Source organism: Streptacidiphilus sp. ASG 303, from assembly GCF_020991365.1.
Classification (GTDB): Bacteria; Actinomycetota; Actinomycetes; order Streptomycetales; family Streptomycetaceae; genus Peterkaempfera.
In genome coordinates, this window is sequence record NZ_JAJLRA010000017.1 from 100,074 (window position 1) to 121,066 (window position 20,993).

14 protein-coding genes and 1 rRNA gene are annotated in these 20,993 nt (G+C 78.1%); 2 read left to right on the forward strand and 13 right to left on the reverse strand.

What is annotated here, in order from left to right:
- Window positions 1-301: 301 nt before the first annotated feature.
- Entirely contained in the window at window positions 302-2,959 is a 2,658-nt protein-coding gene (locus LO771_RS20515; RefSeq protein ID WP_230654563.1) for a SpoIIE family protein phosphatase, read from the forward strand.
- A 58-nt stretch (window positions 2,960-3,017) separates the two neighbouring features.
- Here LO771_RS20515 and LO771_RS20520 read toward each other — a convergent pair whose 3' ends face one another.
- Both LO771_RS20520 and LO771_RS20525 read right to left on the reverse strand, forming a co-directional pair.
- Window positions 3,018-4,022: a phosphatase PAP2 family protein gene (locus LO771_RS20520; RefSeq protein ID WP_230654565.1), complete on the reverse strand. Its 1,005-nt coding sequence runs from the start codon at window positions 4,020-4,022 to the stop codon at window positions 3,018-3,020.
- Window positions 4,023-4,154: 132 nt separating this feature from the next.
- Window positions 4,155-5,438, reverse strand: a complete 1,284-nt coding sequence (locus LO771_RS20525; protein ID WP_230654567.1) for a nucleotide sugar dehydrogenase — start codon at window positions 5,436-5,438, stop codon at window positions 4,155-4,157.
- Window positions 5,439-5,755: 317 nt separating this feature from the next.
- Between LO771_RS20525 and wecB the strand changes: the two genes are divergently transcribed.
- Complete coding sequence (gene wecB, locus LO771_RS20530) at window positions 5,756-6,853, forward strand: non-hydrolyzing UDP-N-acetylglucosamine 2-epimerase (protein ID WP_230654569.1); 1,098 nt, start codon at window positions 5,756-5,758, stop codon at window positions 6,851-6,853.
- Between the two features lie 81 nt (window positions 6,854-6,934).
- Here the strand turns inward: wecB and LO771_RS20535 are convergent, their stop codons facing one another.
- The 11 genes from LO771_RS20535 to rrf all read right to left on the reverse strand — a co-directional run bounded on the left by LO771_RS20535 (window position 6,935) and on the right by rrf (window position 20,986).
- Window positions 6,935-7,987 carry a Gfo/Idh/MocA family protein gene (locus tag LO771_RS20535; RefSeq protein ID WP_230654571.1) on the reverse strand — a complete coding sequence of 351 codons (1,053 nt, stop codon included), beginning with the start codon at window positions 7,985-7,987 and terminating at the stop codon, window positions 6,935-6,937.
- Between the two features lie 240 nt (window positions 7,988-8,227).
- Window positions 8,228-9,421, reverse strand: a complete 1,194-nt coding sequence (locus LO771_RS20540) for a glycosyltransferase (RefSeq protein WP_230654573.1) — start codon at window positions 9,419-9,421, stop codon at window positions 8,228-8,230.
- Between the two features lie 173 nt (window positions 9,422-9,594).
- Window positions 9,595-10,356, reverse strand: coding sequence for an ABC transporter ATP-binding protein (locus LO771_RS20545; RefSeq protein WP_230654575.1), 762 nt, complete (start codon window positions 10,354-10,356; stop codon window positions 9,595-9,597).
- Window positions 10,357-10,465: 109 nt separating this feature from the next.
- Window positions 10,466-11,353, reverse strand: a complete 888-nt coding sequence (locus tag LO771_RS20550) for an ABC transporter permease (RefSeq protein ID WP_230654577.1) — start codon at window positions 11,351-11,353, stop codon at window positions 10,466-10,468.
- On the reverse strand, window positions 11,350-12,093 hold the full coding sequence (locus LO771_RS20555; RefSeq protein WP_230654579.1) for a hypothetical protein: 744 nt from the start codon (window positions 12,091-12,093) through the stop codon (window positions 11,350-11,352). The genes LO771_RS20550 and LO771_RS20555 overlap by 4 nt, the downstream gene beginning before the upstream one ends.
- A complete protein-coding gene (locus tag LO771_RS20560) occupies window positions 12,090-14,369 on the reverse strand; it encodes a glycosyltransferase (protein WP_230654580.1) in 2,280 nt (759 codons plus the stop codon). The genes LO771_RS20555 and LO771_RS20560 overlap by 4 nt, the downstream gene beginning before the upstream one ends.
- Complete coding sequence (locus LO771_RS20565) at window positions 14,359-15,813, reverse strand: glycosyltransferase (RefSeq protein ID WP_230654582.1); 1,455 nt, start codon at window positions 15,811-15,813, stop codon at window positions 14,359-14,361. The genes LO771_RS20560 and LO771_RS20565 overlap by 11 nt, the downstream gene beginning before the upstream one ends.
- A 291-nt stretch (window positions 15,814-16,104) precedes the next feature.
- Complete coding sequence (locus LO771_RS20570; RefSeq protein WP_230654584.1) at window positions 16,105-17,229, reverse strand: DegT/DnrJ/EryC1/StrS aminotransferase family protein; 1,125 nt, start codon at window positions 17,227-17,229, stop codon at window positions 16,105-16,107.
- Between the two features lie 169 nt (window positions 17,230-17,398).
- On the reverse strand, window positions 17,399-19,087 hold the full coding sequence (locus tag LO771_RS20575) for a glycosyltransferase family 4 protein (protein WP_308188960.1): 1,689 nt from the start codon (window positions 19,085-19,087) through the stop codon (window positions 17,399-17,401).
- The gene (locus LO771_RS20585) at window positions 19,084-20,547 is read right to left on the reverse strand and encodes a glycosyltransferase (RefSeq protein WP_230654586.1); all 1,464 of its coding nucleotides are present in this window, start codon (window positions 20,545-20,547) and stop codon (window positions 19,084-19,086) included. The genes LO771_RS20575 and LO771_RS20585 overlap by 4 nt, the downstream gene beginning before the upstream one ends.
- A gap of 322 nt (window positions 20,548-20,869) precedes the next feature.
- Window positions 20,870-20,986: ribosomal RNA gene (gene rrf, locus LO771_RS20590) — 5S ribosomal RNA — on the reverse strand.
- Window positions 20,987-20,993: the final 7 nt, after the last annotated feature.

Genomic DNA, 20,993 nt, shown 5'->3' on the forward strand with positions numbered 1-20,993 from the left:
TCTGGCAGGTCTCGATGTGGCTGCTGGAGCAGGCACAGCACCGACACCGTGCGCGGACCCCCCAGTCTTGCATCACGGGGTGTGCGAGGACACGGGCACGAGGACGGTTGTACGGGGCCGGTCCCGGGGTATCGCATTCTCGACCGGCCCCGCACCGGTTCGGACGCGGACCCGAAAAGTCCCGTCCGCCCCGCCCTTCCTCGGCGACGGAGCCACACGGGAGCAGCGGCGGAAAGTAACCTGTCGGCCTGGGCGGCGCCCCGTGGAAGGGCGGCCGACGAGACGTGAGGAGCCGGGAGCAGTGGTCACCGCGCGGGCAGCCGCCACCTTCGAGCCGGTCGGCCGCTCGGTCGCCGCCGCCCGCGGTTTCGTCCGCGACACCCTCCAGGGCTGGGGGTTCGCGGACGTGGTGGACGACGCGGTGGTCCTCGCCAGCGAACTGGTCACCAACGCCGTGGTGCACGCCGGGACCGCCGCCGAGGTGACCTGCCTGCGCGAGGACGACGCGGTGCGGATCGAGGTCGCCGACCGCTACCCGGAGCGGGAGCTGCCGCTCGACGGGGTCGGCCCGGTCGGCGAGCCGTCGCGCGGGCGGCTCGGCGACCCGGAGCGCGAGGGCGGCCGCGGCCTCCTCCTCTGCTCCGCGCTGGCGCCGCGCTGGGGCGTGGAGTACAGCGCCACCCACAAGCTGGTGTGGTTCCGCATGGTGCTGCCCGCCCGCGGCGCGGGCACCCGGTTCGCCGCCCCCGCCGGGCCGGAGGGGGCGCTGCCGGCCGCCGGCGACGGCGTGCTGGTCGGCGTGGTCCGGGTGGACGCCGACGGGGTCGTGCGGTCCTGGAACGCCGACGCCGAGGGCCTCTTCCACCTGCCGGCCGCGCAGGTCACCGGGCACCCGCTGGCGGAGTACGCGGCCTGGCCGCAGACGCCGGGCACCGGCCTGGGGCTCCAGGAGGCGCTGGCCCTCTCCCGTTGGGAGGGCAGCTACGGCATCCGCGGCGGCGACGGCCGGGTGACCGGCGTGTACGGCTCCCACCTGCGGATGCGGGACGCCGAGGGCGCCCCCTCCACCGTCTGCCTGCTGGTCCGCGAGCAGGACCGGGCGGTGCTGCAGTCGCCGTTCCGGGCACCCGCTGCCGAGGGCGGCGCGGCGGGCCGCGCCGACGGCCGCGACCGGCGGCCCGCCGACGCCTTCGACGCGCTGCTCGGCAGCCCGTCGGCCGACGACCTCGACGGGCTGCTGCAGCGCACCGTGGAGCGGGCCCGCGACATGCTCGACGGCGACGCCTCCTACCTGCTGCTCGCCACCGACGACGAGACCGAGCTGGAGGTCCGGGCCAGCGCCGGGCTGCCCTCGGGGCGGCAGCGGTTCGCGCGCGTGCCGGTGGAGGGCGGCACCGGCCGGTACGGCTCGGCGCGGATGCCCGCCGTCCACGACGACCTCACGGCGCAGCCCGGCGCGGTGCCGCTGCTGACGGGCACCGGGATGCGCTCGGTGGTCACCGTCCCGCTGAAGGTCGAGGGGCGGCTGACCGGTTCCCTGGGCGTCGCCGCCCAGGCCCCCGCCCGCTACACCAACGACGACGCGCTGCGCCTGCAGTTCGCCGCCGACCGCATCTCGCTGGCGGTGGAGAGCGCCCGGCTCACCGAGCTGGAGCGGCTGCGGCGCGGCTCGCTCTCCTTCCTGGTGGAGGCCTCCGACCTGCTGGCCGGCACCCTGGAGCGGGACCAGACGCTGGCGCTGATGGCGCAGATGACCGTGCCCACCCTGGCCGCGTGGTGCGCGGTGTACACCACCGGCGACCAGGCCGGGCCGCCGCAGCTGGCGTTCGTCCTGCACGAGGACGAGGACCGGATCGACGGCCTGCGGGCCCTGCTGGAGAAGGTGCCGCCGCCGGACCCGGACCCCAGCCCCGGCGCCCGCCCCTGGAAGGCCCCCGCCGAGGCCGCCCACGCCGCCGCCCTGCGCGCCTCGCTGCGCTCTCTGGGCCTGGGCGACGCCGCGCAGCCGGCCGCCGGCCCCGGCACCGCCCTGGCCACCTCGGCGGCGGTCGGCGGCGAGACGGTGGTGCTGCCGCTGGTGGCGCGCAACCGGGTCATCGGGCTGCTGGCGCTCGGCCGGTCCGCGGAGGAGCGCTTCCGCCGGGAGATCCTGGAGCTCGCCGAGGACCTCTCCCGGCGGGCCGCCCTGGCCCTGGACAACGCCCGCCTGTACTCGGAGCGCACCGCCATCAGCCAGGCCCTGCAGCGCAGCCTGCTGCCGCCGGAGCTGCCGCCGGTGCCCGGCGTCGAGGTCGAGGTGATCTACCGGGCGGCGGGCGAGGGCAACGAGGTCGGCGGCGACTTCTACGACGTCTTCCCCATCCGGGAGGGCACCTACGGCTTCGCCATCGGCGACGTCTGCGGCACCGGGCCGGAGGCCGCGTCCGTGACCGGCCTGGCCCGGCACTCGCTGCGGCTGCTGGCCCGCGAGGGCCTGGCCGCGCCCGAGGTGCTGCAGCGGCTGAACGCGGCGATCCTCGACGAGGGCTCCCGCAGCCGCTTCCTCACCCTCCTCTACGGGGAGATGACGCCGTGCCCGGACGGCTCGGTGGAGCTGCGGCTGGTCTGCGCGGGGCACCCGCTGCCGCTGCGGCTGCGGCCGGGCGGCGAGGTGGTGCCCGCCGCCGAGCCCCAGCCGCTGCTGGGCGTGATGGAGGACCTGGAGCTGTCGGAGGAGACCGTCGTCCTGGACCCGGGCGACGTGCTGCTCTGCGTCACCGACGGCGTCACCGAGCGGCGCGAGGGCGGCCGGATGCTGGGCGACGACGGCCTGGCGGAGGTGCTGGCGGGCTGCACCGGCCTGACCGCGGGGGCGGTGGCGGCCCGGGTGCAGCGCGCGGTGGAGCGGTTCGCCGCCGAACCGCCCTCCGACGACATGGCGATCCTGGCCCTGCGCATCCCGGCGCAGCGCCAGGTCTGAGGGTCCGGGGGCACGGGGCCGGGCGGGCGCCCGGGACCGGGCCGGCCGCCCGTCCGGCTCAGCCCCGGCCGGCCACCGGCTGCTGTGCGGCCTCCGCGGCGGGGGCGGCGCGACCCGGCCCGGGACCCGGTGCGGATCCCGGTGCGGATCCCGGGACCGCGCCGGCCGCCCGGGGGCGCAGCAGGGCGGCGGCGCCCGCCTGGACCGCGTACGCGAGCAGCAGCAACGCCACCGCCACGATGCCGTCGGCCCAGAAGTGGTTGGCGGTCACCACGACCACCGCCACGGTGGCGGCGGCGTGCAGCACCGCCAGCCAGCGCCACCGGCTGCGGGAGATCCGCACCACCGCCACCGCCACCAGCACGCACCAGGCGACGTGCACCGACGGCATCGCGGACAGCTCGTCGGCGACGACGCCGCCCACCGGCCCGCCGTACACCGACTGCCCGTACTGCACGGCGACGTCCACGAAGCCGCTGCCGGGCAGCATCCGCGGCGGCGCCACCGGGACGAACTGCACCAGCAGGCAGGCCGCGGTGACCAGGACCACCGTGGTGCGCACCCACGCGTAGCGCCGCCGGTGGCGCAGGAAGACCCAGAGCAGGAGGGCGATCATCGCGCCGAAGTGCAGGACCGCGTAGTAGTAGTTCGCCGCCTTCACCAGCCAGGGGTGCGGCAGCACGGCGCGCTGCCAGGACGCCTCGTCGGGCAGGCCGAGGGCCAGCTCGGCGCGGTGGATCCGCCGGGCGCGGTCCAGGGCGTGGTCGGTGCCCATGAGCGAGAGGTGGCCGGCCAGCTGCCACAGGGCGAAGAGCGCCAGCAGGGTGCCGGCCTCGCGCAGCACCGCGGCGGCCGCCGGGGCGCGGCCCGTCGCGGGCCGGTCCGCGGCGGACCGGTCCGTGGCGGGCCGGTCCTTGGCGGACCGGTCCGTGGCGGGCCGGTCCTTGGCGGACCGGTGTGCGTCGGGCCGGACGGCCGCCGCCCGCCGCACCGCGTACGAGGCGGCGAGCAGCACGGCGGACGCGCCGCCCGCCGTCTGCCACGACAGGGTGAGGTTCTGCACCGGCCACGCCCTCCCCGGGGCACCGGGCCGTCCCGCCCCCGTCGGGCGGGGAGGACTCCGGCCGGTCCCCCGCGATGAACAGACGGTAGACCCCGGTGGACGCCCGCCGGGACCGAGGGGGTGCCGGGCGGCTCAGCCGCCGATCACCAGCCGCCGCACGCCGGGCCAGCGGTCGGGGTCGGTGACCCGCCGGCCGTCCACGAGCACCCGCACGCCGGGCAGGTCCGCGGCGGACAGCACCCGGTAGTCGGCGTGGTCGGCCTGCACCACGGCTGCGGACACCGGCTGCCCCCCGTGCGGCGGCAGGCCGAGCGCGGACAGCTCGGCGGCGGTGTAGAGGGGATCGGAGACGTACGGCTGCGCGCCGCGCGCCCGCAGCGCGGCCACCACCGGGAAGACGCCGGAGAACGCGGTCTCCTTCACCCCGCCCCGGTAGGCGGCGCCCAGCACCAGCACGCCCGCCCCGGTGAGCGGCCCGAACTCCCGCTCCAGCAGGTCCACCGCGTAGCCCGGCATGGCCTCGTTGGCCTCGCGGGCGGCGCGGACCACGGTCGCCGCCGGGTCGTTCCACAGGTACATCCGCGGGTAGACCGGGATGCAGTGGCCGCCGACGGCGACGCCGGGCTGGTGGATGTGGCTGTACGGCTGGGTGTTGCACGCCTCGACGACCCGGGTGACGTCCACGCCGACGGTGTCCGCGTAGCGGGCGAACTGGTTGGCCAGGCCGATGTTGACGTCGCGGTAGGTGGTCTCGGCGAGCTTGGCCAGCTCGGCGGCCTCGGCGGAGCCGAGGTCCCACACGCCGTTGGGGCGCGGCAGGTCGTCGCGGTCGTCGAAGTCGAGCACGGCCCGGTAGAACTCCGCCCCGCGCCGGGCCGACTCCGCGTCGACGCCGCCCAGCAGCTTGGGGTAGCGGCGCAGGTCGGCGAAGACGCGGCCGGTGAGGACCCGCTCGGGGCTGAAGACGAGCGCGAAGTCCCGCCCGGCGGTCAGGCCGGAGCCCTGCTCCAGCAGGGGCGCCCAGCGGCCGCGGGTGGTGCCCACCGGGAGCGTGGTCTCGTAGCTGACCAGGGTGCCGGGGCGCAGCCCGGCGGCGACGGCACAGGTCGCCTCGTCCATCCAGCCGAAGTCCGGCTCGCCCGCGGCGTCCACGAAGAGCGGCACCACCACGACGACGGCCTCGGCCTCCGCGACCGCGGCGGCGGTGTCGGTGGTGGCCCGCAGGAGCCCGGCGGAGACGGCCTCCTTGAGGCGGACGTCCAGCCCGGCCTCCCCGGGGAAGGGCACCGTCCCCTCCCCCACCAGCCGCACCACCCGCTCGTCGACGTCGGCACCGACCACGTGGTGCCCCTTGGCGGCGAACTGCACCGCCAGCGGCAGACCGATCTTGCCCAGCGCCACCACACAGATCCGCACGGCTGCTGCCCTCCGCAGGCCCGGGGCCCCGGCTGCGGCCCGCTCCCCTGCGATTGTCGGCGCGGGCCGGCGGGCGGGCCTCCCGGGCGCGGCGGACGGGGGACGGGGCCTGGGGCGGAGGCGAGGGCGGAGGCGAGGGCGGAGGCGAGGGCGGGAGCGGGGGCGGGGGCGGGGAGCGGCGTACCGGGGGGCGGCAGACGGGGGACGGGCCGCGGCCGCCCGGCGTGGTCCGGGAGCGTGCACGCGGGCGCTGCCTAGCGTGAGGAGCGCACCCCTGTGGGGCGCGCCCCCGTTCCCGCCCGGAGGAGGAACCCGCCGTGAAGGTCCTCAGTGTCGTCGGGGCCCGGCCCCAGCTGGTGAAGCTCGCCCCGGTCGCGGAGGCGCTGACCGCCGCCGGGGCGCGGCACGTCATCGTCCACACCGGGCAGCACTACGACGCCGACCTGTCGGACGTCTTCTTCACCGGCCTCGGCATCCCCGCACCCGACGTGCACCTGGGCGTCGGCTCGGGCAGCCACGGCGTGCAGACCGGCGGGGTCCTCGCCGCGCTGGACCCCGTCCTGGCGGCAGAGCGCCCCGACTGGGTGCTGGTGTACGGCGACACCAACTCCACGCTGGCCGGGGCGGTGGCGGCGGTGAAGCAGCACCTGCCGGTCGCCCACCTGGAGGCCGGCCTGCGGTCGTTCAACCGGCGGATGCCCGAGGAGCACAACCGGGTGCTGACCGACCACGCCGCCGACCTGCTGCTCGCCCCCACCGAGGAGGCCGTGCGGCACCTGGCCGCCGAGGGCCTGGCGGAGCGCACCGAGCTGGTGGGCGACGTGATGGTCGACGTCTGCCTGCGGGTGCGCGACGCCGCGCTGGCCGAGCGCCGGGTGCCACGGCTGCCCGAGGGCGTGGCGGCGGACCGGCCGTACCTGCTGGCGACCCTGCACCGGGCGGAGAACACCGACGACCCCAAGCGGCTCGCCGCGATCGCCGACGCCCTCGCGGCCCTGCCGCTGCCCGTCGCCCTGCTGGCGCACCCCCGGCTGCTGGCCCGCGCCGGGGAGCACGGCGTGGAGCTGGCCCGCGGCGCCGTCCGGGTGGGCCGGCCGCTGCCGTACGCGGACCTGGTGGCCGCCGTGCTCGGGTCCGCCGGGGTGGTCACCGACTCCGGGGGCCTGCAGAAGGAGGCGTACCTGCTGGGCCGCCCCTGCACCACGCTGCGTCCGGAGACCGAGTGGCCGGAGACGCTGGAGGGCGGCTGGAACGCCCTGGTGCCGGACCCGCAGCTGCTGACCGCCGCCGCCTGGGCGGCCACCGCCGCCCGCCCGGCCCCCGCGGCGCCGCGCGGCGCCCCGTACGGGGACGGGCGGGCGGCGGGCCGGGTGGCGCGGGTGCTGACGGAGCGGGCGGCGGCAGGGCGGGACTGACGCGGCGGGCCGACGGCGGCCGGAGCCTCCGTCGGCCGGGGTGCCGCAGGCGGTGCCCCGGGCGGTGGTCCGGCCGGCGGCTCAGGCGGGCTCGGGCTGGGGTTCGTCCGCGATCCGCGCCCGGACCGCCACGGTCGTCCGCCGCTGCGCCGACTCCAGCACCGCCGCCGAGACCTGCACCGTGCGCAGCCCCTGCCGCAGCGTCACCAGGTCGCCGGGCTTGCCCTCCACCGCGTCCCGGAACCGCTCGTGCTCCACGAGCAGCGGCTCCCGCTTGGGGATCGCGTAGCGGACCATGTCGCCCTCGGCCACGCCGCGGAAGGCGCGCAGGGCCTCCCACTCCGTGGTCACCGCGCCGTTGGCGTAGAAGGTGAGGTCGGCGGTGAGGGTGTCGGCGACGAAGCAGCCGCGCGCGCCGGTGACCGCCGTGAACCGCTCCTTGAGCGGGCTCAGCCAGTTGACCAGGTGGCTGACGACGGTGCCGTCGGAGAGCTCGCCGACCACGGCCACCATGTCCTCGTGCGGACGGCCGCTCTTGGAGACCGTGCGGGCCGCCACCGAGCAGTACTCCTGGCCGGTCACCCAGGCGGTGAGGTCGATGTCGTGGGTCGCGAGGTCCTTGACGACGCCCACGTCGGCGATGCGGTGCGGGAAGGGCCCCTGGCGGCGGGTCACCACCTGGAACACCTCGCCCAGCTCGCCGGCCTCCAGCCGGGCCCGCAGCGACTGCAGCGCGGGGTTGAACCGCTCGATGTGGCCGACGCCGGCGACCAGGCCGCGCGCCTCGAAGGCGTCCACCAGCCGTTCGGCGGCGGCCACCGAGTGCGCCAGCGGCTTCTCGATCAGCGCGCAGACGCCGTTGGCGGCCAGCTCCAGGCCCACGGCCTCGTGGTGCGCGGTGGGGCAGGCCACCACGGCGTAGTCGACGCCCAGGGCGACCAGCTCGGCGACGGTGTGCACGACCGGTACGCCGCGGGCGGCGCCGGTGCGGTCGCCGGCGGGGTCGACCGCGGCGACGAGCTCCACGCCGTCCAGTCCGCGCAGCACGCGGGCGTGGTTGCGGCCCATCGCGCCCAGGCCGATCAGGCCGGCCCGCAGGGTGCGGCGTCCGGCGGCCCCGGCCGGGGCGCTCATCGCCGGCCCGCCGGGGCCGGGGCGGCACCGGCCGGCGCCGCAGGGATCAGCTCTCGGTCTCTCCCGCGCATGGCGGCCACCTCCGTGGTGTCGTCTGCTTGCGTCCGTGTGCCGCGTGGTCGTGTGCCGTGTCGTCGTGTGCCGGGTCGTCGTGTGCCGCGTCGTCGTGTGCCGCGGCGCCGTGCAGCCGGGGGAGGGCGCCGCGGTCGCAGGCCCCGGGCGGGCCGGGGCCGGGCCCGGTCACGCCGCCGCCGCCGGTTCGGGCAGCGGGTGGAGCCGGGCGGCGGCGAGCAGCCCCGCCACCGCCGCGGCCAGTTCGTCGTAGGGGCTCGCGGCCTGCCGGTGCCCGTCGGACCACCGCAGCGCGCCGGCGCGGCAGCGGTCGTACGCGGCGCGGTGCGCGCCCGACCAGCCGGCCAGGATGCGGGCCGCCTGCTCCGGGCCGTCGGCGACGGTGCCCGCACCGCAGGAGCGGACCAGCTCCGCCGCGCGCGGCAGCGGGCTGCTGAGCACCGGCAGGCCGCAGGCCAGGTACTCGTAGACCTTCGACGGCACGGAGTCGACGAAGGCCCGCGTCGGCTCCAGCAGGGCGAGCCCCGCCCAGGCCCCCTCGGCCAGCCGCCAGGCCGCCCGCGGCGGCATCCGGCCGTGCAGCCGGACCCGCCCGGCGGCCGGGCTGGTCCGCTGCCAGTGCAGGAGCCGGTCGCGGTCGGCGGGGGCGACGGGGCCCACCAGGTCGACGTGCCAGTCGGGCGCCGCCTCGACGGCCGCGAGCATCGCCCACAGGCCGCGGCTCCCGCGCAGGTCCCCCACGTACAGCGCCCGCGGGACCGGGCCGGGGGGCTGCGGGGCGGGCAGCAGCCGGACGTCCGGCATGTTGCGGACGACCAGGCGGCGGGCGGCGGTGCGGGGCGGCACGTGCTCGTCGGCGACCACGGTGAGGTCGGCGCCGCGGCTGAGCAGGGTCGCGGCGAGCGCCCACACCCGGGCGGCCGCGCCGACGGCGCCGCGCGCCCAGGGGCGGTCGCGCAGCAGCGCCTGGTAGTCCTCGTGGACGTCCACCACGAGCAGCCGGCGCCCGCCGGGCAGCGGACGGTGGACGGCCCGGTGCAGGCGGGCGGCGGGCACCAGGTCGGGGTCGAGGGTGAGCAGCACCCGGCCGCGGGCGCGGGACGGCAGCAGGGCGGCGTGCAGGCCGCGGCGGGCCAGCCCGCCGGCGCGGATCGGCCGGAAGTCGACGCCCGGCGGCGCGTCCCGGGCGGTGCCGCGGGCCAGCACCTCCACCGTGAGCCCGGCACGGCGCAGGGCGGCGCAGTGCCGGTGCAGGCGGGCGTCGGCGACGTGGTGGCCGCTGGTGACCACGGAGACGTCGACCGGGGCGGGCAGGGCGGCGGGGGCGCCGTCCGGGGGCGGGGGATGCGTGGGAGGGGTCATGGCTCGCACCGCCGACTCGGGGCTCGGGTGGGGGCTCGGGGCTCGGGTGGGGGCTCGGGGCCCGGGTGGGGCCCGGGTGGGGGCCGGGTGGGGGCCGGGTGGGGCCCGGGGCCCGGGGCCCGGCCGGCGGGTCCGTCCTCGGGGCGGACCGGGGGCGCCCGGCCGGGGGCCGGTCAGACGTCCTCCATGACGACCGCGTCCTCGCCGACGTCCTGGAAGCGGATGTAGGCGGCGGTGACCTCCTCCGGGTCGCCGCGCATCATCACCCGCCCCTGGTGCAGCCAGAGGCAGTCGTCGCACAGGTCGCGGATGGTGCCCACGGCGTGGCTGACCAGGAGGATGGTGCGGGCCTGGTCCACCAGCTCCCGGATCTTGTCGTACGACTTGCGCTTGAACTTGGCGTCGCCGGCCGACAGCGCCTCGTCGATGAGCAGCACGTCGGGCTCCATGTGGGTGGAGACCGCGAACGCGAGGCGCCCGTACATGCCGGAGGAGTAGGTCTTCATCGGCATGTCGATGAAGTCGCCGAGGTCCGCCCAGGCGGCGATCCGCTCGTAGCGCTCGGCGATCTGGCGGCGGCTCAGCCCGGCGGCCAGTCCGCCCAGCACCACGTTCTCGCGGCCGCTGAGGTTGCCGTTGAAGCCGACGCCCAGCGCGAGCAGGGTGCTGATGCGGCCGTGGACCTCGATCTCGCCCGCGCTCGGCGGCAGGATGCCCGCCACGGCCCGCATGAGGGTGGACTTCCCGGCGCCGTTGGCACCGACCACGCCGAGGACGCTGCCGTGCGGCACGTCGAGGCTGACGCCGCGCAGCGCCCGCACCTCGCGGACCAGTTCCCGGCGCCGCTGTGCGGGCCGGGTCAGCCGGTAGCGCAGGGTGTTGGCGCGCGGGTCGCGCGGGATGCGGTAGGTGATGTGGACGTCGCGGATCTGCACCGCGGGCGTCCCCTTCCGGCCGGGCCGGGGTGCCGCGCCGGGGTCCCGGTCCGCAGGGGCCGCCCCGGGGGCGGACGGCCCGGCGGCGGACGGCCCGGCGGCGGACAGTTCAGAGGCGGACAGCGAACTCACGCTCCCTCCACATGAAGACCAGGGCGCCCGTCAGGAACGCCCCGACGGCCCAGCAGGCGCCCTGCGCGAGCCACTCGGGGTGGGTGAAGCGGCCGCGCACCAGGGCGTCGCCCCAGGTCCCGAGCATCGGCGAGAGCGGGTTGGCCGCGATCAGGACCGCCTTGGGGCCGCCCTTGGCCAGCTGGTCCTCCAGCGCCCACAGCACGGGCGACAGGAACAGCCAGATCCGGATCAGGTACGGCAGGAAGTTGGCGAAGTCGCGGAAGTACACCTGGACGGTCGCGGACAGGAACCCCAGGCCCGCCCCGAAGAGCGCCACGCAGACGAAGGCGGGCACCCCCCAGGCCATGGCCCAGCTCCACGGCAGCCCCTCCACCTCGTGGACCACCAGGAACACCACCAGCGACGGCAGGAACCGCATGAAGGCGATGACGATCTGCGTGACCGGCAGCAGCAGCCGGGGGAAGGAGCTGTTCATGATCAGCCGGCTGCTGCCGATCACCGAGCCGGCGCACTGGGCGAGGCAGCCGGAGAAGAAGTTGAAGGCGAACAGCCCGGCGAGCAGCTTGGCGAAGTAGTCGTGCTGGCGGGTGCCGCTGCCCAGGATGTCGACCAGGACGTAGTAGACGCAGCCCAGCAGCAGCGGGTTGAGCACCAGCCAGAGCTGGCCGAAGAAGCTGGTGTAGTTCTGCGCCCGCAGGGTGCTGCGCGCCATCTCGTGGACGAACTGCCGCCGCTGCCACAGCTGGCCGAGGTAGGCCGGGACGTGCGGCAGTCCCGCGCGCCGGGCGCGGAAGAGGTGGTGCTCCGGCTTGCGGGCGGGCGGCGCCTGTCCGGCCTGCCGCCCGGTCAGGGTGCCGCTCATCCCTGGCCCTCCTTCCCCGGACGGGGCTCCTCGGGACGGCTCTCCTCCGCGCGGGGCTCGTCCGCGCGGGGCTCCTCCGGGTGGAGGTCCCGGTCCAGGCCGAGCGAGATCGCCACCCGCGGGTGGCGGCGGCCCAGGTGCCAGGCGGTGGGCACGGCGTAGGTGTCGTAGACCACGACGCGCTCGGTGCCCGCGGACACCAGGGCCGGGCCGGGGTCGCGGCGCGCCACCCGCCACAGCAGGTAGGGGCGCACCACGCGGTAGCCGCGGATGAAGAACCGGTGGTGGAAGGCGTCGGCGAGCCGGGTGTGCGCACGGACGGCCGCGCCGATCGCGAGCTCCAGCGGGCGGCCCGCGCCGGGGTGCCCGTAGTGGGGCTCGGCGGCCCTCCGCAGCAGGGCGAGGGCCTTGCGCGGGGCGCGGTACACCAGCAGCCGCTCGCCGCGGGGCAGCGGGTGGCGGCCCTCGCCGGTCCGCAGCGACCAGGCCCGTACGGCCGGGGGCAGCCCGGCGGCCCGCCACGGGTCGGGATTGACGGTGAGCAGGTCCACGGCGAACCCGCGGGAGAGCAGGAACGCGGCGTCCTCGCAGACCGCAGCCACCCGGCGGGTGTTGAGGGCGAGGAGCAGCACGCGGCGGTCCGCACCGCTCCCTGCGCCGCCCCCGGGAGCGGCCGGGCGGTCGGGGGCGCGGACCGGGGCGGCCGGGGCGTCGGCCGGGGCGGCGGCCTGGGCGCTCATCGGACCGCCTCCGCCCGGTCGGCGGGGGTCCCGGGGCGGCCCGCGGGGGCCGCGGCCCCGTACGCGCCGCGCGCCACGCCCCAGCGCAGGGGCAGGCCGGGCTCGGCGCGGGCGAGGTGCCAGGCGAGGGCCGCGGCCGGGGCGTCGCACACGACGGCCTCCGCGATCCGGGGGCGCGGGCCGCGGGGCAGCAGGCCGCGCAGTCCGCGGCGGGCGGCACGCCACAGCTGCCAGCCGCCGAGGAGTCCGCCGCCGGGGGGCAGCAGGACCGTCCAGACGCGCGGGTCCTCCGCGGCGGCCTCGGCGACCTCGCGGCGGCCCGCGACCACGACGACGGGCACACCGCGCTCGGCCAGGAACCGGGCGTCCTCGACGACGGCCCGCTGCCGGGTGGCGCCCAGGGCGAGCAGCAGCACGGCGCCCGCGCCGGGGCGCGGCGGGTCCGGGTACGCGGCCGCCGGCGCGGGGCGGCGGTCGGCGGGGTGGAGGCAGGAGTGCCGCTCGGGGCGGTGGCGGGGGGCCTGCGGCGGGCGGGACCGGCCGCCGTGCGCGGCCGGCCGGGGTGCGGCGGGGTGCCGGGGCGTGCCGGGCGGGAGGCCCGGCGCTCCGGGGCCGGCGGCGGCGCCGGGCGCGGCGGGTGCGCCGTCGCGGGCGGGGGGCGGCGGGCGGTACCCGCCCTCGCACGGCAGGAGGGGCAGGTCGCCGGGGCCGGCGGAGGCCGCGGCCGGGGGGCCGCCGGGGACGGCCCCGGCCGGGGGACGCGGTCCGGCGGGCCCCCGGAGTGCGGGCCCGTGAGTCGCGGGCCCGTGCAATGCCGCCCCTCGGACGGGCGCTCCCGGGTGGGCGCCGGACGGCCGGGCGCGGCCGCCCGGGGCCGTGCCGCCCGGCGGTCCGGGCCGGTCGGCCCGCCCGGACCGCCCGTCCGCGTCAGCGCCCGCGCCCGCGCCGGCAGGGGCGGAGGGGGCGGCGGGGACGGCGGGGGCGGCCGCGACGCCGGGGGACGGCGGGGCGGACGGACGGACGGCCGCCTCCGCGTACACCTCGGCCAGCCGGGCGCCGACGGCGGCCAGCCCGTAGCGGCGCTCGATCGCCGCCCGGGCGCGCGCCGGGTCCAGGCGGCCGACGCCGGCGGCGAGTGCCCGGTAGCCCTCCAGCAGCGGCCCGGGCCCGTCGGCGAGGTCGACCAGGCGCCCGGCGGCGCCCTCCAGTCCGGCGAGGGTCTGCTCCGGGCCGCCGCAGCGGGTGACGAGCACCGGCATGCCGGAGGCCACCGCCTCGACGACCGTCATGCCGAAGGTCTCGAAGGTGCTGGGGTGCACCAGCAGGTCGTGGTCGTGCATGACGCCGACGACCTCGTGCGGCTCCACCGGCCCGCGGACGGCCACCCGGTGGCCGACGCCCAGCTCGGCGGCCCGCCGCCGGACGGCCTCCGCGTCGCCCGGCCCGACCAGGGTGAGCTCCAGCCGGGGGTCGTCGACGGCGGCCGCCGCGAACGCGTCCAGCAGCAGCGGCACGCCCTTGGCGGGCACCAGGTTGCCGACGAAGAGCCAGCGGCGCAGCTCGCGCACCGGGCGGGGGCGCACCGGGACCGCCGCCACGTCCACGGCGTTGGGCACCACCCGGAACTTCCCCGCGTGCCCGGGGAAGGACTGCGCCAGCCGTTCGCGCAGCCAGGGGCTGACGCAGAGGAAGGCGTCGGCCCGCTCCACCACCTGCCGGTACAGCTCGCGGGAGGGGGGCTGCCGCAGCACGGCGGGCAGGAAGGAGGCGTGCTCGGTGACGACGATCCGCGCGCCCGGCCGGGCGAGGCGGCACGCCGCCCAGCCGCCGTAGACGCCGGTGTGGCCGTGGACGACGTCGGCGTCGATCACGCCGCCGGGGAGCACGGCCCGCAGGGCGGACTCGTGGGCGCGCGCCCAGTCCGCGTACGGGGCGCGGGGGCGCACCGGCACGGGGACGCGGGTCAGCCGCCAGCCCTCGGCGGTGTGCTCGGGCAGGACGGGCGCCCGGGCGGCGCCGGGCGGTCCGGCGAGGCGCTCGTAGGCGGTGCGGACCAGGTCGTGCCGGAACTCCCCGGGGGTGGAGGGCCAGTCCTCGCCGTTGAGGACGTCCACCCTGGCGAAACGTTCCGCCACGGCGGCGGTCGCCGTCCGCACGAACGACCCGGCGTGCGGGCGCTGCGGACACGGGTACCAGGGCGTCACCACCGCCAGGCTCCCGGTCCGCCCCTCGGGGCGGGCCCGCCCGGCCCTGTGCTGCCTGCGGTCAGCGGCCACCTGCGATCCTCCTCAACCGCTCCTCGAACGGCGCCAGCGTCGCCTCGCGGGTGAACCGCTCCGCGTGCTCCCGCGCCCGGTCCACCTGGTCCGGTGTCAGCTCCAGCGCCGCCCGGCCCGCCGCCGTGAACGCGGCCGCCACCGCCTCCGCGTCCAGCCGCCCGCCGCCGAACCACAGCGGGTGCCCGCGCAGCACCTCCGCCGCCGCGTGGTCCGGCCGGTGCACCGAGACGATCGGCTTGCCGGTGGCCATGTACTCGAAGACCTTGCCGGAGGTGACGTAGCGCGAGCCCCCGGCCAGGAACACCACCGCGTCCATCTCCGCGTACGCCGCCGCCACCTCGGCCTTGGCCACCGGCCCCCGGTAGACCACGCCGAGGCCCTCCGCCGGGTCGGGCATCCGGTCCAGCAGCGGCCGCGCGCTGTGCGCGAAGAACCCCAGGTGCCCGTGGAGGTGCAGCTCCGCCCCCGCGAGCGCCGGGTCGCGCCGGGCGAGGCGCCACCCGTCGAAGAGCACCTCCAGCGGCAGGTGGTCGGTGAGGGTCCCGATGTAGCCGAAGCGCAGCGGCCGGCCCCTCGGCCGCGGCGACCAGCGCGGGCGGCCCAGGATCTCCGGCTCCCAGCCGTTGTGGACCACCCGCAGCCGCCCCGCCGCGAAGGGGTAGCGGTCCGCGTACCACTGCCGGATGGGCTCGTTGACGTGGAGCACCTCCGCCGCGCCGCGCAGCACCCGCCGCTCCCACGCCCACGCGTTGCTCTCCGGGGGGAAGGACAGCTCGCCGGTCAGCGGGTTGAACGTCCACGGGTCGCGGTAGTCCAGCACGTACGGCACACGCAGCGCCCCGCCCAGCGCCCAGGCCGCCGCGAACGACGCGAACGGGTTCCCCGTCGCCAGCACCGCGTCGAACCGCCGCCCGGCATGCAGCCGCACCGCGCGGGCCAGCAGGTGCGGCAGCCAGGTCGCGTAGTGCTCGGGGAAGACCCGCCGCTGCGCCCAGCCGTAGGCCGCGTTCGCGAGGCTCGGCAGGTTCGCCCGCAGCCTCCCGTACCGGCGCACGTCCCGCTCCCAGCGGAAGTACCCCATCCGCGGCCGCTCCACGGCGACCGCCGGGTGGATGCGGGCCTCCAGCGACGGGTCGTAGGAGCGCAGGTAGTCGGAGAAGAACTCGCGCGGCGCCGTGGCCACCGTGACGTCCCAGCCCCGGTCGGCCAGCAGGTTCGCGGTCGCCAGCGCCCGGTAGACGCCGCTGGCGCGGGTGGGCGGGAAGAAGAAGGCCAGGTAGAGCACGCGGGGCGCGGCCCGCCCGGGGCGGCTCTGCGCCCGGCGGCCCCCGCGGGCGCCGGGCGCCGCCGCCGGGGCCGCGGAACGGCCCGCGACGGCCGCCGGAGCGGGGTGCGGCCCGGGCGGCTGCTGCCGGGTGGTGCCAGACGTTGCCGAGGTCACACCGGAACCGTAGGCAGACCCCGGGCGGGGCCGCGCGCCGAGCGCCGCCATCCGGGGCCGCCGTCCGGGGCCGCCGGATCCGCCCTCGGGACGGCGCCGCCGGACCTGCCCGGGCCCCGCGGCACGCGGCGGCCCGCCCCGTCGGCAGTCCCGCCGGCAGCCCTGCCGCCAGCCTTGCCGGCAGCCCTTCCGACACTCCTGCCGGCGCCCCCGCCGCCCGCCCTGCCGGACCGTCGGCGGACGATCAGCGGACCGGCGGGGCGGCCTCCCGGCGGAGGGGCGGGCGGTGGGTCAGAGCAGGCCGCCCAGCGCGTTCGCCGCCGCCACGACCCGCTCCAGCTCGGCGGGCGTCAGCGTCGGGTACACCGGCAGCGACAGCACCTCCGCCGAGGCCCGCTCGGTCTCCGGCAGGTCCCAGCGCGCCGCCTGCTCGCCGCCGTCGCCGCAGTACGCCTTCAGCCGGTGGATCGGCGTCGGGTAGTACACCGCGCTGCCCACCCCCCGGGCGGCCAGCGCCTTCTGCAGGCAGTCCCGGTCGGGCCGCCCGTTGCCGGGCACCCGCACGGTGTACTGGTGGTAGACGTGGTGCGCGCCGTCCGCGACCGGCGGGGTGCGCAGCCCCGTCAGCCGCGAGTCGAACAGCTTGGCGTTGGCCCGCCGCTGCTCCGTCCAACCGGCGAGGCGGCCCAGCTGGACCCGGCCGACCGCGGCGGCCACGTCGGTCAGGCGCATGTTGGCGCCGACGATCTCGTTGGCGTACCGCTGCTCCATGCCCTGGTTGCGCAGCAGCCGCAGGGTGCGGGCGAGCTGCTCGTCGGCGGTGGTGACCATGCCCCCCTCCAGGGAGTGCATGTTCTTCGTCGGGTAGAAGCTGAAGCAGCCCGCCGCCCCGAAGGTGCCCACCGGCCGCCCGCCGAGCGCCGCGGCGTGCGCCTGGGCCGCGTCCTCGACCAGGGCGAGGCCGTGCCGCTCCGCCAGCGGCACCAGCCGGTCCATCGCCGCCGGGTGCCCGTACAGGTGGACCGGCATGATCGCGGCGGTGCGCGGGCCCACGGCGGCGGCCGCCGCGTCCGGGTCCAGGCAGAAGCTGCCCGGCTCGATGTCGGCGAAGACCGGCTCGGCGCCCACCAGGCGCACCGCGTTGGCGGTCGCAGCGAACGAGAACGACGGGACCACCACCTCGTCGCCCGGCCCGATCCCCAGCGCCAGCAGAGTCAGCTGCAGCGCAGAGGTGCCGGAGTTGACGGCCACGCAGTGCCGGCCCTCCACCAGCGCCGAGAACTCCGCCTCGAACGCCGCCACCTCCGGGCCCTGCACCACCGCACCGCTGCGCAGCACCCGCACCGCGGCCTCGATCTCGTCCTCGCCGATCACCGGACGCGCCGCCGGGATCGTCTCCTCGTTGCGCCCGCGCATGCGGCCACCTCCGTCGTGGTCCGTGGTCGTGCCGCCACGGGTGCACCGGGACGGCGGGAAGAAGCCCCTGACGCCCCCGCCGTCGTCCTCAGGCTTCCGCACGCCGTTGAACGGGGGCCCCTCTGCAGGTGAACGCCGGGCAGCGGCCGGGCACCGGCCCGCGCGGACGTCACCCCTGCACGGTAGGCACATCCGCCGCCGGGCCGCGCGCCGTGCGGGGCCGTCCGGTGGCGCCCGCCCCCTCCGGCTCCCCGCCGCCACCGGGCGGCACCGGGCGCAGGCGCAGCGGGCCCGGCGGCCCGGGCGGCGGCACCGGGCGGCGGCCCGTCAGCTCCGCGTACAGGCCGTCGAGGACGGCCGCCTGGCCCGGCCAGGTCCAGCCGGACAGCGCCCGCGCCGCGGCCCCGCCCGGGGCGTAGGCCCCGCGGTACCGCTCCGGGTCGGCCAGCAGCGTCCGGACCGCCCGGGCGAACGCCGCCGCGTCCCCCGCCCGGAACACCTCCCCCACCCCCAGGGCGCGGGTGGTGCGGCCCATCTCCGCCACGTCGCTGCAGAGCACCGGCAGCCGGGCGTGCAGGTACTCCAGGTACTTGGTGATGAGCGACAGCTCGTGGTTCGGGCGGTGCAGGAGCGGAACCAGCCCGGCGGTCGCGGAGGCGACGTACGGCACCACCCGGTCCGGGGGGACGTACCCGGCCGTGTGCAGCCGGTCCGCCACCCCCAGCCGCCGCGCCAGCTCCCGCAGGCCGGCGGCGTCCGGGTCGTCCCGGCGGGCCACCAGCACCAGGTGCACTCCGGGCAGGCCGGGCAGGGCCCGCACCGCCGTGGCCACCCCGCGGCGCGGTGCCAGGCCGCCGCTGTACAGCAGCAGCGGGACGTGCGGCGGCAGCCCGCACACCTCCCGCACCCCGGGCCCGGTCCCGTCCTCCCCCTCCGCCGGGACCAGCGGGGCGTTGAGGACCACGGCCGGGCGGCGGAGCAGGCGGTGGTCGGCCGCCAGGCGGTCGGCGATCGCCTCCGAGACCGTCACCACCGCGTCCGCCCGCCCCGCGTACTCCCGCTCCACGCCCAGCAGCATCCGGCGGCGCAGCCGGCCGCGGACGTCGAGGCGGCCGGGCACCTCGATCCCGGCCAGGTACTCGTGCGCGTCGTAGACCCACCGCACCGGACGGCCCGGCGTGCCCAGCCGGGCGGCGGCGCGGGCGCCGATGCCCACCGTGTGGAAGTCGTGGGCGTGGACCAACTCGGGCACCAGCGCGTCCAGCACGGGGGCGAACGCCAACTCCAGGTCCCGGAACCACGGGTTGAGGGACCGCCAGCCCCCGCGCCGGTCCAGCACCCCCCGCAGCCCGTCCCATGCCGTGCGCACCGGTCCCGCCGCGCGGCCCGCGCCCAGCGGCACCAGCAGGCCGTCCGGACCGGGCCGGGCGGCGAGCCCGCGGCGCAGCGCCGCGGCCAGGCGCAGGCGGCGGCTCCGCGGCGCGTCCAGGGAGTCGAGGTGCGCGACGGCGGCCCGCGCCGCGGCGTACGCGGACCGCCGCTCCCGGGCACGTCGCAGCGGCTCCGACCGGCCCCGCTCGTAGCCCGACACCGCCGAGCCCACCGGGACCAGCACCACCCGCGCCCCGCCGAGGCGGTACTCGCGCCGCTCCGGGCCGGGCGCTCGGCCCAGCAGCACCACGTCCCAGCCCGCCGCCGCCATCGACCAGGCGGCCTTCTGCACCCGGGAGTCGCCCTCCACCCCGTTGGCCACCAGCATCACCACCCGGCCCGGGACGGGGGCGGTCGGCGCGATCAGGGCGGTCGGGGCGGGGGCGGCCGCGAAGGAGACCCGCCGGGCGCCCGGTGCGCCCCTCACGGACTCGGCACCCCGTCGGCGGCCGCGCGGCGGCGGTCCGTGCCGCCTCCTCCCGCCACCCGGTCCTCCCTCTCCCCCGCGGCGGCCGCGCCCGGCCGGTCGGGTCGCTCCGGCCGCTCCGGCCTCTCCTGCGTCAGGCGGACGGAACCGGTCGGAGCCGCGCCGCCCCGGACCGCCGTGCCGCGGGCGACCGAGCGCCTCCGCTTCGACGCCAGCTCCTCGTACAGTCCCACCAGGCGCCGTGCGTCCTCCTCCCAGGAGAGGTCCGGCCGGGCCGAGGCCACCGAACGCAGCAGCTGCGGATAGCGCGCCGTGGCGCGCTCCACGGCCGCCCGGAAGGACGCGGCGTCGCCGGGCCGGTACAGCTCGCCCAGGTCGTGGCGCTCCACGGCGGCCCTCAGCTCGGGCAGGTCCGCGGCGACCACCGGCACTCCGGCGCGCACCGCGTGGAACAGCTTGTTCGGCAGGGCCAGGCGGTGGTTGTCGCAGCTGTCGGTGAGCGTGACCACCGCCAGGCCGTGGCGGCGCAGCAGGGCGTCGACCTCGTCGACCGGGCACGGGGGCAGCAGCTCGACGCCGGCGGCGTCCGCCGGCCCGGTGGCCGTCAGCCCGGCAGCGTAGGTGCCGTCGGACGGTCCCACGAGCACCACCGGCAGCAGGCCCGCCGCCCCCGCGAGGACCGTCCGCAGATCCCTCCCGGCACCGATCCGGCCCGCATAGACCAGGCCCGCCGGAGTGGGGGGGCGGGACGCACCGTCCCCGTCCGCGGCTGCGTCCCCGTCCCCGTCTCCGTCTCTGTCCGTGGACGCGGAGGTGGAGGTGGAGGCGGTGGGGAAGGTGTTGCGGACCACCATGACCGGACCGGCCGCCCAGCGCTCCAGTCGCCGCGCGATCCCCTCGCTGACCGTCACCACGGCGTCGGCCCTGGCCGTCAGGTCCGCCTCCAGGCGGCGCTCCCGCAGCCGCTCCAGCGGTGCCGGACAGCCGTGGCGCTGACGGCCGGACCACCACTCGTGCGCGTCGTACACCAGCAGCGCCCCCTGCTCGCGGGCGAAACGGGCGGCCGGCGGCAGGGCCGTGAAGTCGTGGGCGTGCACGACGTCGAACCGCCTCCCCCGCAGGTCCAGGACGACCGCTCGGACCCAGGCCGACCAGACCCTGCGCCGGTGGCGGGGCAGCAGCAGCCACCGGCCGGCGCGCCAGAGTCGGCCCGTCCTGCAGCCGGACGCGCCCGCACGGGCGGGGGCCGCGACGCCATGGGGGACGCCCCTGGTGGGCCGCAGGCCCTGGCCTCCGGTGGAGGAGCCGACCGTGAACAGGCCGTCCGGGGGCTTCCAGTCCTCGGGCACGTCACGGCCCTGGACGTGGACCGTGTGCCCGGCCTCTGCCAGGGCTGCCGCTTCCCGTACCACTCGGCTGTCGTGGGCCACATCGGAGGTGACCAGCATCAGCACGTTCACGCGGGCGTCCTCCGTCGCAACCGCCGACCGGGGTGCACCAGCCGCCCCTGTGGGCGGTGTCCCGCTCCCGGAAGATCCATGTGCCGATTCTGTCTCCGGCCCGATCAAGCCGCCTGCCGAAGCTCACCCGGACAGCCCATACACCTCCCCCGTACGGATTCGGGTCCGGGCATGCGAAAGGGGCCCCGCCGCCGTTCCCGGCCACGAGGCCCCCTCCCGGACCCACCGGACCCCCCGGCACACCGCACACGCGCACGCGCACAGACGCGAAAAAGACCGTGGCCCCGGCAGAATCCTGCCGGGGCCACGGCCCTCAATGATTGTTCGGCGGCGTCCTACTCTCCCACAGGGTCCCCCCTGCAGTACCATCGGCGCTGTAAGGCTTAGCTTCCGGGTTCGGAATGTAACCGGGCGTTTCCCTCACGCTATGACCACCGAAACACTAT